This window comes from Bacillus sp. J33, assembly GCF_000518885.1.
Classification (GTDB): Bacteria; Bacillota; Bacilli; order Bacillales; family Cytobacillaceae; genus Cytobacillus.
This window is the reverse complement of record NZ_JAEL01000003.1, coordinates 144,580-161,048: the sequence shown is the minus strand read 5'-3', so window position 1 is coordinate 161,048 and position 16,469 is coordinate 144,580. Positions and strand designations below refer to the sequence as shown.

The following is a 16,469-nucleotide window of genomic DNA, read 5'->3' as shown; positions in this document are numbered from 1 at the left end:
GCTGGACCAAATTCCGGCTTCATGAAGTCTTCATGGCGACCTTTTTCTCTCTGCTGGACCAAATTCCGGCTTCATGAAGTCTTCATGCGACCTTTTTCTCTCCGCTGGGTTAATTTCCGGCCTCATGGAAGCTTCATTGCATATCTTTTAGCTTACGATAAAGTGCAACTAACAGATCCCCGTAATTGCACATATCTGCTTTATGATTTTATCCGTAGTTTTACGTAATTCAATAGCATAATACATTCCTGAAAGCTTATTCGTATACTTTTTGTTCTTCCTCGATAATTCCCCTTTTATGGAACATAGTTTGAGATTCAGTGTGAAGAACGGTATTTATCAGCAGGTAAACACCTTAGTAATATTGAATATCCACCTTTATAAACTCAATATTGTCAAGGTTTCTGTATAGGTTTATACTTTCACGATACATTTTTACATAGGTATTCCTTTTATGATATAGATTATTTATTGTGTAAAAATGTACATAAGTGTAAGAAAATATGGAAAGTTTGCTATATATAAAGGGGGGCTCGCCAACATTTTGACGGTCACCCACGCTAAGACAGTTTTCACCATAAAAATCCCAGAAATCTTATGCTAAGGCAAATTTCCGGGATTGTTTTTTATTCAAAGTCTTTTCTATGGTTACCCATTATCGGTATTGCTTATCAAAAGTAATTTCAAGATGTTTGGTGATGTTGTTAAGTGAAAATAAAGTTGTTTCCTTTTGACGGTGTAAAGCCGCATTCTTCCATTGAAAAATGCGGCTGTTTTAAAGGATAGTTCTTTACTTTTCTCATTCGTCCGACCAGTACATACAAAAATTATGATAAAAAAGTTCTTTACCGTTATGTCACAATCGCGCCCTTTAATTGAACAAAAAGACTATAAGACTTCTTCGATTTTCATACTATTTTAAATTATGTCCAACAACTGTGAGAAACGCTAAAAAATACAATACAAGAAGCTGTAGAAAAGCTTACACCTGTTCTTTTAAAATTTGACAACTAAGGTACCTTTTTTATCCATTTTACCTTTTTGTCAATTGATTTCGATTCTCAACCTGTGGCGGTTCTTCCATCCAACCATTTTTGATCATAATTTTCCCGCCTTGTTTCGCAAAATCAAAAATATCTTTTGCAAGGAATGCCATTTTCGCCGGTAAATCACTTCGTAAACTAAAAGCACCGCCAAGTGCATTACTTCCAAGTCCAAATGTGGTTAATATACTGGTATTATACATCATTAATTTATCAGTGAATGGAGCAACAGTCGAATTTGTCGCTTTTCCTGCATGAGTAGCTGGTGGTTCAATGTAATCTTGCCGTAAAAATTCACCTAGTGATGTTTCGACTTTCTTTGACAGTTCCATTCCTTTAACAAAATGGTTTCGTACCTGTTGATCATGTGCTACTTGTGCAAATCCGATCATTAATTGCATTCCCGTAAGATTTGTCTCAATGGCATGATGTATAAGAGAAATTTCAATTGTATTTAAGGACCTTTCATTACTGAACCAATTAAATCCGGTCATATAATTTTTATTATGTACAAACTTCACTTCTTTTGGCATCGATACATAAGGGGGACGAGAAAGAACTCCTGCCTCTAAAAGAACCTGTGTTGCTTGGTCATACGCCTCTTGCGCTTCCGCTGTTAAACGTCTGAAAAATTGTCTTATATCTTGACGGTAAGACATAGTGGAATAGAGCGCGTAAAGATTCGTTCCTATTTTAGCCATCATGTGCAAATACATAACATCATACATATAGTCGAATAACTTGGGAGCCCCTTTATTCACGTCTTTTTCAGTAAAACCCGTTGGAATAACTGCACCTTCCTGTTGAAAAATATTGGTTACAAACTCTACACTTTCTGCAGCACGTCCATAATAAGACTGTAGAATTTGCCGTGTTTCCTCTTTTTCAACGTGTTCAAGAAAGTATTCCAGAAATCTCATAATCATTGTTTTGTCTTGATACGTCATCCACAAGTTCGCTAATTCTGAAGATGTAATTGGTAAACGATTTGAACTCCCCATCCAAACCCTCCTAATCTCATTCGTTTTCTTAACTTTTCCAACTTTAAAAAGTTTTATGAATCAGCCTGTGTTTTTTAGTATTAAAAAAATATAAAAAAGCACAAAGCTCACGGTGGCATGTATTGGATATTTGTGTTGAGAACACCGTTATTTTTAGGGGGCAGTAACCAAAAGCAAAACAAAGGGCCATTGATTATAATACACTTTTCATCAGTCATCCTTACTCTTAATCTGGCCCTAAAATGAAATATGAGAGCCAATTCTTGTTTAAGAATAGCACCCGATTGATGAAGAACGGATTAGTGAATATTCATCTAAAATCTTTCCAAACTCCATTAGGAATCTTGAATTACTACAATGGGAGGACTTATTTTCAATTAGTTTTTTCGTCTAACCCTCTTAAAGACTAAAATACCTATTACCCCACCCAACGTATTTAAAATCAAATCATCAATATCAAATATTTTTTTCATATGATTCATTTAATGCAAATTTTAAAACAGCCAGTGTGAACTAACCCACACTGGCTGTTTTAATAATTCAGTTTCTGCATGTTTAGCGTTAATATTACGGACTTCCACACATTATTGGATTGACGTTTATTCCACCTTTACCTGTCCCATCATGCCGTTGTCTTCATGTTCAAGAATATGACAATGGAACATATACACGCCCTTATGCTTAAATTTTATAGCTATTTTTACTCTCTCATCTGGTTGTATGGAAATACTGTCTTTCCATCCTCGTTCATTTTCCGGTGGCTCTTTTCCATCTCTAGAGAGTATTTTAAATTGCGTTCCGTGAATGTGAAATGGATGAATCATTCCACCCATCATGTCCGGTTTATTGTAAATTTCCCATACTTCAGTGACCCCTTGCTGTTGTGTGAAATCAATTCTTTCCGGATCAAATTTCTTTCCATTTATCGTTACCTGGTCCATCATCCCAAAGAGTTCCACCTTCTTTGTGACTGGCAAGTCCTTCTCTTCTTCTGTTATCGAAAAATGATTCATCTCTCCCGGAATCTTACTAACCTCTCCGCTATGATCAGAAACCTCAAATGGTAAAAGGATAGATTCATCCTCATTTATTAACGCCAAGTCATTTGCTGTATTAAGCTGTGAAAAATCAACAACTATTTCCGCTCTTTCGGATGGGGTCAGTGTAATTTCTTTCAGTGTCACCGGTTTATTCAAGAGGCCGCCATCCGTTGCAATTTGAACAAAAGAATCCCCGGTATTCAATTTAAATGTGTAATTCCTCGCATTAGATCCATTTAATAAACGAAGACGTACTTTCTCTTTATTTACAGTCAATTTTGGATTCAGTGTCCCATTGATCAATAACGTATCGCCGATTGTTCCGTCATCATTCATTGCAGCGCTGTAATTCAATTGCTTATTATCATCAAAAGTTTTATCTTGAAAAATCAAGGGAATATCATTCTTCCCATAATCATTTGGCAATCCCAGACCTTTCGAATTGTCATCCTCGATATATACCAATCCTGCAAGTCCATTGTATACCTGTTCAGCAGTCATACCTTCAGGATGGGGATGGAACCATAAAGTTGACGCCTCTTGTGCCACTTTAAATTCAATCACCTTTTCTTCTCCCGGTTTAAGAGGATCATGCGGCCCACCATCCGCATCCGCCGATACTTCAAGCCCATGCCAATGAAATGTTGTATTCTCTTCAAGCTCATTTATCGTTCTAATTTTCACCTTTTCACCTTTTTCAAGACGAAGCACCGGTCCTAAAAATGACCCGTTATATCCATACGTTTTCGTTTCAGTACCATCGAATATTTCCGTTTTCCCTTTTTGTGCTCGAACAGTGTATACGATTCCTTCATCATTATCGCGTTCAAGCATGGAAGGAATTTCCAATTCATTTTCCCCTGTTGAGTCGTTTAAACTTACCACCTCATCATGACTCATGTGACCATTCTCCATCGTGTCATGATCCATTTCTTCCATATCTTCATTCATAGCAGAATGGTCCATTTCTTCGTCAGGTTGTGAATTGTTACTGCTGCAGCCACTAATAACCAATAGACTAATCATCAATGCGGTCATCTTCATTTTTATTCCAATCATTTGTTTCCTCTCTTTTTTTTTGATTATTTCTTCTTTAAATGTAACAAAAGAATATGAAGAAAATATGCATATTACTGAAAATATAATCGTTTCTGCTGCTTAAATGGAGTACAGTTAGGAAAACCTCGCATTTACAATATTATGAAAATCCCCATATTAAAAACCCCATTTCTCAGCATCAAAATTGAGAAATGGGGCTTTTAATATGGCCCTTTAAAGGAAAAAGCACTACCCTAATTCAAGGATAGCGCCTTTTCTTGAATAAGATTTAAGAATACCTTAGGTCTTACCGTTCTGTTAACACACTTTCTGTAGTTGTCCACACACATCCAGCTATATTTGCCCCTTCGATCGCTATCTCCCCAGCTAAATCCGGTTTGCCCTAAATGTAAATGGGCAGTGTCATCTGCTCTTATATTCAATATTATGCTCCCTTTCCAATTATGTTTTTTACATTGTTTTCTCATCTATTAAAACTGATTTACGTACCTTCACAAACCTATAACATATCCGAATAATTTCTATGACATCCGATTCTTTTTACAATTTAAGGTGTATGATAGTTTATCAGCATACTTTTATTGTATGTATTCCAGAAAAACATTTTGCAGCTAGGAGGCCCGTATCATGAGTAAGAAACGTGAATCCTATTTTGACAATGCTAAATTCATTCTAATCTTTCTTGTTGTGTTTGGACACTTCATAAGTCCACACAAAGATAATAGTGAATCTTTATATACTGTATACAACTTTATCTACACCTTTCATATGCCTGCATTCATTCTTATAGGCGGATTCTTCTCAAAGGGCATTATGAAGAAGGGCTATTTAAAAAAGATTTTCAGAAACATATTGATTCCTTATTTCATTTTCCAGCTTATATATTTCGTAATTCATAGAATCTGGAACGGAAAGGAAACCTTGACTCTTTTTGATCCATACTGGACGCTCTGGTTCTTATTGAGCATGGTGCTCTTTAATATCCTGCTTCTTCTATTCATCAAGCTGAAGCACCCAGCGATCATGATGATTGCAGCATTGGCAATCGGTGTTTTTGCAGGTTATATCCAAGATATCGGAACCTATTTCAGTCTATCGCGAACCTTTGTATTCTTCCCGGTCTTCCTTGGCGGCTACCTGTTGAGAAAAGAACACTTTACCAAAATCCTGCGACCTGAAATACGGATTGCAGCGGGAATGATATTAGCAGGCATGTTTGTAAGTTATTTCTTCTTTTTCCCGCAGGAAGCGAAAGATTGGTTGCTTGCATCATCCTCTTATGAAGAATTGGGTGTTGAATTAGGGCAAGCATGGTTCATCCGTCTTTTGATGTACGGACTGATGGCTCTTGCTACTTTCAGTTTCATGGCTATCGTTCCGAGAAGGAAAATGTTCTTTACCCATCTAGGGACGAGAACGCTTTATGTATACTTGCTGCATGGATTCATCGTGAAATTGTTCGAGTTTACACCGTTTTATAACTTAGTGGATGAATCTGGAAACTACTTTGCCTTATTAGTCCTGGCAGCGATTGTAACCTTGACTTTGGCATCAAAACCGATCATTACACTCGCACAACCGATAATCGAATTGAAGACCCATCTGCTCCAGCGTTATATGAACAGAAAAACAGCGGATGTATCATAGATTTAAACACAATCCGAAAATCACCAGTGACATATTGTGTAATTCGACTTTAAAAGGGCTGCCATTTACATGAATAATCCCCTCATACTAGACAGAAAAGAAAGCACATTAGTCTGTCTGGTATGAAGGGGATTTTTCTTTTGTTCTGTTCTTAATGTAGATTAGATGGCTGAAAAAAAGCTTCATAAGCTTTTCGCGGATCCGCAAACCATTGTGCCACTTCATCTGCGACCTTTTGATTTTCTGCGCCCGCTGACAGGATTTGAACAACATGCTGAGGCAGTGCCTGAGTCATTGCATTTGTCCATTCTGTTACTTCTTTTACAAATGTTTTTGTTCGATCCCAATATATTTCTCCAAGTTGGATGTCCCAGTTTGAATTTCTATATTGAATCAAAGTTTCGTACAATTGTTCAGCACAATAAGAAGAAAGATTACAGCCTTGGCCAGTAATCGGATCATTAAGAAAAACACTATCTCCACAGCCAACTGCTAGTTTATTTTTAAAGGTTGCGTAAGGTTTTCTAATTACAGGCTTAATGGCAACTTGAAGGAAGGCATTATCATCGGAAAGAGCAAAGATATCTTGTTCAATACGTTCGTGGATGTCTTGGAAATATTTTTGTGTAACTTTTTTCATTTGATTTGTAAATTCTTTTCCGTGCTTAATTTCTTTAAATACATCTAGCTCTCTGCCTGGAATTGCCATAATGAACAATATAGTAACAGTCCCGTGTTCTGTGATTGCAGGAATCTCAAACATTTCACCTATTTCAGGCAGAACGGTTACGCTTACACCAAGAGGATTATTTGGCTTTACCCCAAAAAAATAACCGACGATACACTTTCGTTGAGGCACTTGGAAAGGAGAAAGCTCCTTTTCAATAGGAAATGGAAAGAGAGGGCCCGATTTTCCAGTACAATCAATCATTAAATCAAACTCATCTGCCAAACTTTCCAGATGATCTTTATTTACTCGTAAAAGCCGGAAAGAGACACCCTTGTTTTCAAGATCCTTCAAACAGTGTGAAAAGTAGAAACGCTGGTCAACAGATAATGCCGGCTCTTTTAGCTTTCCAACAAAGAGTTTTTGATTGCCAATCGTCATATGGATACTTTTAAGAAGAGTTTTATCTTCCCATTTTGGCATTTTAAAACGATTTTCTCGGGTTCTTGTTGAACCAAAGTGTACTTGGGTAGACATAATTCGCCCATTTCGGATCTTATCCGAAGAGTTTGAATGGATAACAGTCACATCAAATTCTTCTTTAAGAGAATAAGCCAGCTGTATACCTNCTGTGCCACTGCCTATAATACATATTTTCTTTCTCAAGATTCTCTCCCCTTTGTTATTTGATAGCCGCAAAAATAGTGAAATAACATTGGTAATTTTCTGACTTTTATAGTCTAAATAAAACAAAGAGTGATGTAAATGCGTCGATTTATTTAATTTCCATATTATTGGTGTCTAAGTCATACGATCACTTTTTCCACCTTTTCATTAAGAAAGACGCTTTCTTTTTATCTCCCTCCTTTTTTCACTTTTTATTCAAGATAGAACCAGCACTTCGACAAAGCGCAATTTCAGAAAAAAATGGTAATAACTTAGCCTAATGTCTTATGTTTTTGCTACTGTTCGGCTTTATCCTTAATTTCAATTGGCTGCAGAAGCCAACTCCATAATGTTTTTCTTCATAAACACGAACAATTTTTTTCGGCCAAAATTCCGGAATTAACCTAAAGCGGGGTAGTACCAGCGAAGCTGTCACAGTTTATACTCGCTAACGAGCCTCCAGGTTACTATTTTTTTTAATATTAAAAACCCCCACATTTTGTGAGGGCCATGTAAGACATTATTTCCTTAGGAAGCAGGCGGCAGGATTAAATAATAAACACTTGAAAAGAATATAAAAGCAATCATAACAGCACCATACGCCTTCCATGCTTTCAGTTTTTGGGTTATTTGTATAAAACGCACAGAAACAAAGTACATCCATAATAAAGAGATTGCCAGAAGGATTGCTAATATCATTGATAGCTCTTCACCATTGCTTAATGCAGCAATAGAAGGCAAGCCAACAATAGAAGGAACAAGGGCAAACGCGGTAAGCCGGTTTATGATGCCCATAACCCCCGGACCTCCAAATGCTTTCCCTCCTGCCCACAATAATAGAGTAAGGCCCAGTCTGGTGAGATACACCATCCCTGTTCCTGCAAGAAGAAGGAATAGGTAGACAGCGGATTGCAGAATAGAAGAATCGAATGTAATATATTCTTCCGGCACTCTCAAGTAGATTGCCGATCCATAACAGGTGCCCACGACAAATGTAAAAATAAATGCCCATTTGTTATATGTTTCATTGGACGCAAGCTTTTCAGCCGCTTCCTTATCTAAGAAAATTGCCTGAAAAATAGATGATAGCTGCCTCATTTATCTTCCTCCCTTTACAGAAAAAGGAGAAGGAAGGAAAAGCCCTTCTCCATTATGTTAGTATTGCCAAGGTGTCAAGGCCCATATCAAGGTCAATGCACTTGCGATTACAACAATAATAGCTCCAGTCAGGCTATTATACCTGGCTGGATTCACATCGCTCCATCCGTGAATTCGTTCAATCAATTTGTGGTCTTCACGTGTTGTTAATTTATTTTGCAGTGAAGGCATTTTGTTTGTAATCATGGAAACTCCCACTAATATGATAAAAGCAATTGGCACGCAAAGCATCGCTCCCGATAAGCCCAAGCTGTCTGTCAGCCCATGGCCGCTCACAACAATACTTGGAAAAACAAAAGGAGAAACAATGACATAAATAGCTCCAGATATGACTACAGATGCAATTGCGCCATATTTATTGGCTCCCTTCCACCAAACTCCCATCAGGATAATCGGGGCATTGGTAACCGCTGCAAGGCCAAATGCCCATAGAATACTCACTACAAGAAAGGCAGGCGGTTTTACGGCAAGCAGAATGCTTGTTATTCCTCCCAAAGCAATGGCTGCGTATCCCAAACGCACCTTTGTTTTCGAAGTAATATCCGGTTTTAATGTTGCAAAAATATCTTGTGATAAAAGAGCTCCAATTGCTAACAGGTTTCCGCTTAAGGTGGAAACACCTGCAGAAATGGCACCGGCAATAACCAAAGCTGTCACCCATTCAGGATTATATACAAGATTAAGAATGATGGTAAGTTTGTCAGCGTCTGCAGCTGAAATCATATTGCCGTTGGAGCTGTTAAAGAACACACCTGCAAACCCCATTGTATAAGTGGCCGAGAAAACAAACCCAAGAACTAAAGCAAACCAAATCATTGCCTGGCGTGCACTTTTCAGACTTGAAGCTGTGTAGATGCGCATGGCCAGATGCGGCAAACCTAAAGAACCAAGCGTCATAGCAGGGATGATGGCAAAATACCATTTCGCATCAAATTGATAATCAAAAAAGTCTGGAACCGCTTTCAACATTGCCGGCACCATATCCGCATATAATAGCGGCGGGAAGAACCAGCCAGAAGAGCCCATCGCCTTCATAATTGCACCCAGCGGTATGACAAACATGAGAGCAATGATGACCATCTGGACTGCGGCATTGTTCGTAGCCCCTCTCATTCCGCCAATAGTTACATAGCCTGTAATCAACAGCCCGCCGACAAATAAACCTGTCATATAAGGAATGCCAAATAGCATTTCAAACGTCTTGGCAATTCCGATCATTTGCCCTAATGCATACATTATGGAAATTAAGATCATCCATAGAGCAACTATGACAGCTGCGGATTTTCCATATCGTTCTTTAACAAAGTGTGCCGGTGAAAAAGCGCCCATTCTTCTTAGGCTCGTACCATAGATGATTGTTATTAATGGGATTGCCAATATTAATTGAATCCATAAAAATACGAATGGTGCTTTTAAATTAAGAATCAGTCCGGTTACTCCCAGGAAAGTCGCCAAGCTCATATATGTAGCAGCCATTGCAAGGCCGTTCGTAATTGCTCCCACTCCGCCTCCTGCTACATATAAATCTTCAACAGATTTGCTTGTTCTGTTTGAAATCCAGCTAATAGCATAAAACAAGATGAAGGTAAGTGCCACAACAATAAGCCCAATGATCGGATTTTCCAATTGCCAGGTTGTGCCCATTTACCCAACCTCCTTATCCGCACGAGCTTTAAGCTGCAGGTTCTGCTTATCCTCTGCTTCAATTGCCGCATCAATTTTATTGCCGATTTTACCTGCAACAATTGTTAACAGCACAACTCCAAACCAGCCTACAACAACAGGAACAATATACATGATTGGGAAACCAAACCAATTTCCTTCAACAGGAAAAATGGAAAAGATTAGCCCCATGTTCCCAGCCAATAAAAATAGCGCAGACATTCCAATCGTAAACCAAACTTCTTTTTGATAAGCCCCCATATAATTCCTCCTAGCTTTTTTATTGTGAACGAACGCTCAATCGTTTTTCGCTGCTAAACGACCTCCTTTCCAGTTAATTTCTGATGTATAACAAAGTTGTCTAGTTGCGAATATTATACAACAAGATTTATTGGAAAATTTAAAAATTTTTATTTTTTTAGATAAAATGCATAAAAATTATTCGACAATTTTTACTAGCTAATTATTTCCCGATCTTCATCTTGTCATTAACGTTTATTCACAAGGAATTTAACATAGAACCTTTATATATTTCCCAGAAAGTCTCAATTGTTATTTTCAATAACACCCCATGACCTTCTTTTCCTTTTTTTTTATTATTATGATAATAATTCCATACTAAAAAGGTTGGCGACCGCCAACCTTCTTTTAGTATTCAGACAATGTAAAACATGGAGAAGCTAGACAAATACCAAATTTATTCAACAACCAAAAGAAAGAAGAAGACCAGCAGGCTAAAATTGTTTTTTACTGGTGGGATTGAGTCTAATAAACTGTAAGTGAAAAAGTAATCCTCTCGAATTTCACTCACCAATTATGCTCGATTGTTTGGGAGCTATTTACAACTCCTTCAATAAAACTTTTCATTTACTTCCCATGATTCCACTGTTAGGTAAGCAGTTTGGGGATCCATCCCCTTCCCCATCAAATAGGTCATTGCAGCAACTTCTTGTAAGGCATGCTTATAGGTAGTTGCTTTCGCTTCATTCAGGCCATAATTAACAAACGGAGTAATTTTCTTTAATACTTTATGCTTTAAATGTGGATATAACGGCTGCTTTGTCACTTGTTCTGCCCATATTTCCGATTGCGGGTATTGTGGAAACTGCCGAATTGGAAAGCAAGGCATACTGTTTGGATATAAATAACTCATCTCGTGGACAACCTCCCTTTTTTATTCCTGTATTATCCTATGTTAGGTGATTATCTTAAGAATAGACGTATACCCAAACCTAAACCATATGTTTTAGAAAAGCACTCAGGTTTTAATGAGCAGCTTAAACTTTGAAGCATTTCCATTACAGCCAGTATATCTAGGGAATACAGAACAAATATTATAACTATGAAAGCCAAAAGGAGGTGGCCCCATGAATGCACAGCGAGCACAAGAAATTGCATCTTCATCCATTATGGCTAATGTAACCTATAATGGAGAAAATATTTACATTGAGCACGTAGATCAACAAAATGGAACAGCTACAATCCATTCTCTTAATGATCCAAATAATAAGCAAAGTGTTTCTGTAACCAGCTTACAAGAACAGTAAATTGTCGAGTTTTCCCAATCCAATCATAAACCTCCACCTTCGGGTGGTGGTTTTTTGCACCTGTCTGCTCCTGCCTGAACATGGATTAATCCATTTATTCCCACGCACTTCCCGATACCAATCCAAAGACCATTAACTGTCGCTCTGCCGCTAAAAACATGGATAAGCATCATCTTCTTAAGCGTTGCATTTTTTCTGAATGTCAGAGTGGCATTCAGTTAGGAAAGTGGCCTCCGAATCAGCATAATGGACAGTCTTTATCCTGGAATAAAATGGAGTTATTGTTAAGCGGGGAGGTGGATTGCGTATACTGATTATTTACGGATTAAAACATAGTACAATGATTTAATAGGAGTATGGGATCCCGTCAGTATTCATTGACAGAACCCCTAGAAATTTTGATCTTACCTCTCTGCATGATTTATCCGCTCATTTTCCCGTCTTGATTCTGCCGCATCCAAAATCGGTGCTGCGAAATGGAATTAATGAATTCCTCGGTAAAGGCATTTAAATCTATCGTGTCACGAATGGTTACAATCCCTAAAACAATTGCCCTTAAGATTCTGAACCAGCTATCGATAGATTTTGTATGTCGGATGATATTAGCAAATCTATTCCTTCATTCGTGGCCCCACCAAAATCACCACCCAATTATGACATTAAAAAAATCCCCTCTGCATGGTGACAATTTATTTTCATAAACTGCCGGTGCAAAAGGGATAAATTCATTTATTTTTGATTTCTTATAGAAATATTTTAGCAACTTCTGTTTTTATCTTTGAAGGTCAGGGTATTGCCAGATTCCAGAAGTTCTAAACAGGTCACGGCAGATTACAAAAATTTCATCCTTAGATACTTCGTGTGCTTCCTCAATGGATGGGTAATCTAAATAGACAACATTGGTAAAGTTTCTTTCGCTGCTTTCACCTGTCATTTTATCATAAAAGTCGCTAGCTTCTTTAAATACAGTTAACGCTCTTCTCATATGGCTTGCACTTGTTACAAGAGTTACATCTCTTATTCCGTCTTTAACAAGCTTTTCTGTAGTGAATAGAGCATTTTCAACAGTGTCTGTTGATTTATTTTCGAGAATAATTCTATCCTTTTCAATTCCCTGTGAGATCAGCCAGCTGCTCATAGCGTCAGCTTCTGTGATTCCTTTTTTAGGAACTCCGCCGGTTACAATAATTTTTGAATTTGGATATTGTTTCGCAATAGCAAGGCCTGCTTTTAAACGTTCAATAAGAGGTTCTCTCATTGAGCCATCATCTGCAAGAGCATAGCCAAGTATAACAATTGCATGATCTTTTTGCGGTAAATTAGATGGAGCTGATGTGTTTAATTTTTCTTTTATAATAGATTCTGTCGTTTCTAATTTTTGAAGATACTCGTTTGCCTTTTTCGCATCAATCTGTTTTAATTTTGAAATCGCCTTTTTATATGAAGCATGGTCTCCGTTTACTTTTGAATAAACTCCATAAAGAAGATTTGCATTAAAATGATTGGGATCCAGATTTAAGATCTGGTTATATGTTTCTAAAGCTTCTGCTGTTTTTTTCTGGATGATTTGTGTTGATGCAAGTGAAAATTTCAAGTCAAGATCGTAAGGATCCAGTGATGATGCCGCTTTAAATGCATTTTCAACTACATCATATTTTCCTTTAAGTGTGATCCCCTTAAAAATCTCTTCTTCTGCTTGTTTTATATCTCCGCCATGCCAGTAATAATACATGGCCATTTCTTTATATTTTTCAATTCTATCAGATGTAGACTCATCATTTCTTATCGAGTTTACATGAACATCAGCTGTTTGAGCAGTTTCTGGTTCCGATGTTGCATACGCTGTTGCAAAGGTTGCAGTAGACAGAGTTAAAGCTAGAGCTAAACCAAGTTTCTTTTTTAAGTTATTCATGACTTCCTCCCCAAAATATTTGATGTGTATTAGAGTGGCTTACCATTTTAAAATAACATTGGTTTGTTTACATAATATGAATAAATGATTAATGTTATGTAAACAAGCACAGTTCATAAATTAAGGCCCCTATTCTAAAATGCCCATATAAAATAATCCATTTTAACTAAGAGTTGAAATTACTTTTATCACAGCCATGACCATGGCTATGTATTCCAGGAAAGTTATTGTTTAAACCAGGAAAAGGGTTTGTATAACGAAGTCTTGAAGGCAGCCTTTTGCACAGCATAATGGATAACCGGGAATAACAGCATAAACAACTTTCTTTTTGAATGTAATTCTTTGAAAAACAGAATAATTTTTCTTTTTTGCACTCTATTAATTCCCATGGAATTTTTGACGATATAAACTTTGCATGCAGAAAGGGAGAATTCACAATGAACATATTTAAAAAGGTATCTTTTGTAACAAAATCTATCATTACCACAGCAACTTTGATCCTCCTAGTCGGAGTCGTCCTAATAATCTTAAGCTTATCTATCCAAAACGGCGTTTTAACAGCAGAAATGGAAAAGCAAGCTATTCAAATCGCTAACAGCTGGGGAGAAAAACTTGATAAGGAATTAGTGGAAGAAGCTTCTAAAGCATCAGGTTTCGATGCTGAGGCAGACCAGGAATTAACAGCTTACTTCGATAATATTTCTGCAACTAACCCAAACGTAGCTCAGGCTTATATAATGGGAACTGATTTAAACGAAAAAAATCAATCTGCTGTTATTGCAACACCTACACACATTAAAAAAGCCTTACAAGAAGACGGAAAAAACATTGGTGATTTATACGAACACCCAGAAACGATTGCTAAATCGATTAAAGAATTAAATAAAACAAAAGAAATTACAACTTCTCAAGTATATGAAGATCAATTTGGCACTTGGGTGACTGTACTTTATCCAATTCAAGATAGTGCAGGCAAGGTATCTTCTTTCTTTGGCGTCGATATAGATGCAAGCATGGTTTCAAATGGAACGGATAAATTTCTATTTAGTTCTTTATTAATTTTAATTCCTGCAATTATTATTATTGTTCTTTTCCAAATATTTGTTATCCGCAGAAGTTTCAAGCCGTTAATACAGTTGCAGAACGGAATTAACGAGATGAAAAATGGCAACCTGGATATTAAATTACCTGCACGAGAAGATGAATTAGGAAAAATCAACGAAGCCTTTAATGAAATGGTCTCTGAATTATCATCTATGATTGTAAAAATCAGAAAAACGTCCGAAACTGTATTGCAATCATCAGAATTAGTTTCTAAGGCTACAGGCCAGTCAAAAGAACACTCTGTAAAGATTAGCGAAAATATCAAACAAATGACGGCAGGGATACAAGCACAAGAAATATCGGTTACAGAATCAGCGGGAGCCATGGAACAAATTGCTGCTGAAATTAGTTCTATTGCTCATTCTTCACAAGATGTATCCTTAGTATCTAAGAGAATGGAAAATTACGCTATCGAAGGTTTAGAAGCAATAAGTGACGTTGTTTCTCAAATGGAAACCATTAATGGTGCCGTTAAACAATCCAGTAATATTATCGGCTCACTAAAAGTACGCTCAGATGAAATTACAAGTATTCTCGAGGTTATTACAGGTATTTCTAATCAAACCAACTTATTAGCACTTAACGCAGCTATCGAAGCTGCTCGCGCCGGTGAACATGGAAAAGGATTTGCAGTAGTGGCACAAGAGGTTAGAAAGTTGGCGGAAGAATCTAGTCAATCTACAGAGGAAATCTCAAAAATAATTGATGAAATCCAATTTGAAACAAACAATGCTGTTTCTTCAATGGATATCGGTACAAAAGAAGCTGAAAAAGGAACAAAGGTCGCTCAAACAACCGGTGAACTCTTTTATAAAATTAAAGAGATTACGGACCAAATTTCAAATCAAATCGAAGGTGTTTCAGCTGCAACTCAAGAAATTTCAGCTGGAACAGAAGAAGTGACAGCTTCTGTAAATGACCTTGCAGCAATTGCTCAAAGTAACTCTAATTTTACCCAGGATATTAAAGAAAGCACTGTACTACAATTAGATTCGATCAACCAATTATCTGAAGCCTCAAAAGAATTGAATGCTTTAGCAAACGAATTACAAGGAATGATTACTAAATTTAAAGCATAATAAAAATCGACAGGGATTCTAATGCCTGGTCTTGCCCCTGTCAAATTGACAGCATAAAATAACTATGCAGCGAGCGCGTTGATATTTGCGCTCGTTTTTTTACAGCCTCATGGCAGTTCAAAAAAAGCTGCCTAAAGTTTGGCAGCTTTCATAAAGGAACGTATCCATTACCCTCAAATTAAATACCACTTCTCCAACCTTATATTTCTTGTTGACCATTTAGTTTTCCAGAATGCGAGCGAAGGCTGAAAGAAGGAAGAAACCAGCCTTCGCTGAATTAACCTCATTTAGCGGACCAAAGGAACAGTAGGGAAAAGTATTTTATAATTTAATAATTGCAGTATCAGTCATTAAATGAGTATGGGATATAAATAACGATTTTATCAGGTTAACAGGAAGTCTTTGTCCATTATATGCGCAAACTGAAAGCAGCTTCAGCGAAGTCACACTTTCTTGGGCTGCCTTTTCAAATTGTGATATAGCATCCTCTATATCATCTATCTGTCCCAACTCCACATGTGCCCATGTTCTTACTGGTATGTTTTTTTTCAGGAAAGGTTTTAGGATCTTTGTAAAGTTAGCAATGATTTTTGAACTGTTAAAGTTGCCCGCAGACCAATAAAAATCATAATTGTTAATATAGTGTATTCTTTCCATTTGAGTTGAACTTAACCTTAATTTTAATCTATTAAAGATAGTAGAATAGATTCGGTGGTTTTCTATGAGTATTATATGATTGCCATCTTCTATTCCAAGAAGTAAAAAATTTACAGCATTGTCAATATAACATTCCAGGGTCAGGTAGAAATAAAACAAATGACCACCTGGTAGATTAGGCAGAGCTTTAATAGGATTGTTCAATTTTTCCATTTCGACAGTCCCCT

13 protein-coding genes are annotated in these 16,469 nt (G+C 37.0%); 3 read left to right on the top strand and 10 right to left on the bottom strand.

Annotated elements, in window-relative coordinates; all coding sequences use genetic code 11:
• Nucleotides 1-1,033 precede the first annotated feature (1,033 nt).
• The 3 genes from L634_RS0100895 to L634_RS0100890 form a co-directional block, all read right to left on the bottom strand.
• Complete coding sequence (locus tag L634_RS0100895) at nucleotides 1,034-2,044, bottom strand: DUF3231 family protein (RefSeq protein ID WP_026580808.1); 1,011 nt, start codon at nucleotides 2,042-2,044, stop codon at nucleotides 1,034-1,036.
• A gap of 377 nt (nucleotides 2,045-2,421) precedes the next feature.
• A complete protein-coding gene (locus tag L634_RS34830) occupies nucleotides 2,422-2,517 on the bottom strand; it encodes a VanZ family protein (RefSeq protein ID WP_198029660.1) in 96 nt (31 codons plus the stop codon).
• A 126-nt stretch (nucleotides 2,518-2,643) separates the two neighbouring features.
• The gene (locus L634_RS0100890) at nucleotides 2,644-4,134 is read right to left on the bottom strand and encodes a multicopper oxidase family protein (protein ID WP_198029667.1); all 1,491 of its coding nucleotides are present in this window, start codon (nucleotides 4,132-4,134) and stop codon (nucleotides 2,644-2,646) included.
• Nucleotides 4,135-4,770: 636 nt separating this feature from the next.
• Between L634_RS0100890 and L634_RS0100885 the strand changes: the two genes are divergently transcribed.
• Nucleotides 4,771-5,790 carry an acyltransferase family protein gene (locus tag L634_RS0100885; protein WP_026580806.1) on the top strand — a complete coding sequence of 340 codons (1,020 nt, stop codon included), beginning with the start codon at nucleotides 4,771-4,773 and terminating at the stop codon, nucleotides 5,788-5,790.
• Nucleotides 5,791-5,941: 151 nt separating this feature from the next.
• Here the strand turns inward: L634_RS0100885 and L634_RS0100880 are convergent, their stop codons facing one another.
• The 5 genes from L634_RS0100880 to L634_RS0100860 all read right to left on the bottom strand — a co-directional run bounded on the left by L634_RS0100880 (nucleotide 5,942) and on the right by L634_RS0100860 (nucleotide 11,096).
• Entirely contained in the window at nucleotides 5,942-6,721 is a 780-nt protein-coding gene (locus tag L634_RS0100880; protein WP_442852676.1) for a styrene monooxygenase/indole monooxygenase family protein, read from the bottom strand.
• A 930-nt stretch (nucleotides 6,722-7,651) separates the two neighbouring features.
• Complete coding sequence (locus L634_RS30335; RefSeq protein ID WP_051428132.1) at nucleotides 7,652-8,221, bottom strand: YIP1 family protein; 570 nt, start codon at nucleotides 8,219-8,221, stop codon at nucleotides 7,652-7,654.
• A gap of 57 nt (nucleotides 8,222-8,278) precedes the next feature.
• Entirely contained in the window at nucleotides 8,279-9,925 is a 1,647-nt protein-coding gene (locus tag L634_RS0100870) for a sodium:solute symporter family transporter (protein WP_026580804.1), read from the bottom strand.
• The gene (locus L634_RS0100865; protein ID WP_026580803.1) at nucleotides 9,926-10,204 is read right to left on the bottom strand and encodes a hypothetical protein; all 279 of its coding nucleotides are present in this window, start codon (nucleotides 10,202-10,204) and stop codon (nucleotides 9,926-9,928) included. It abuts the gene before it with no gap.
• Nucleotides 10,205-10,793: 589 nt separating this feature from the next.
• Complete coding sequence (locus L634_RS0100860) at nucleotides 10,794-11,096, bottom strand: hypothetical protein (protein ID WP_026580802.1); 303 nt, start codon at nucleotides 11,094-11,096, stop codon at nucleotides 10,794-10,796.
• A gap of 214 nt (nucleotides 11,097-11,310) precedes the next feature.
• On the opposite strand from L634_RS0100860, the gene L634_RS0100855 reads away from it, so the two are divergent.
• Complete coding sequence (locus L634_RS0100855) at nucleotides 11,311-11,490, top strand: small acid-soluble spore protein H (RefSeq protein WP_026580801.1); 180 nt, start codon at nucleotides 11,311-11,313, stop codon at nucleotides 11,488-11,490.
• A gap of 772 nt (nucleotides 11,491-12,262) precedes the next feature.
• Here L634_RS0100855 and L634_RS0100850 read toward each other — a convergent pair.
• Entirely contained in the window at nucleotides 12,263-13,402 is a 1,140-nt protein-coding gene (locus L634_RS0100850; RefSeq protein ID WP_026580800.1) for a YdcF family protein, read from the bottom strand.
• Nucleotides 13,403-13,839: 437 nt separating this feature from the next.
• On the opposite strand from L634_RS0100850, the gene L634_RS0100840 reads away from it, so the two are divergent.
• Entirely contained in the window at nucleotides 13,840-15,585 is a 1,746-nt protein-coding gene (locus L634_RS0100840) for a methyl-accepting chemotaxis protein (protein ID WP_026580798.1), read from the top strand.
• A gap of 321 nt (nucleotides 15,586-15,906) precedes the next feature.
• Here the strand turns inward: L634_RS0100840 and L634_RS0100835 are convergent, their stop codons facing one another.
• Nucleotides 15,907-16,455, bottom strand: coding sequence for an MEDS domain-containing protein (locus L634_RS0100835; RefSeq protein WP_026580797.1), 549 nt, complete (start codon nucleotides 16,453-16,455; stop codon nucleotides 15,907-15,909).
• Nucleotides 16,456-16,469 lie beyond the last annotated feature (14 nt).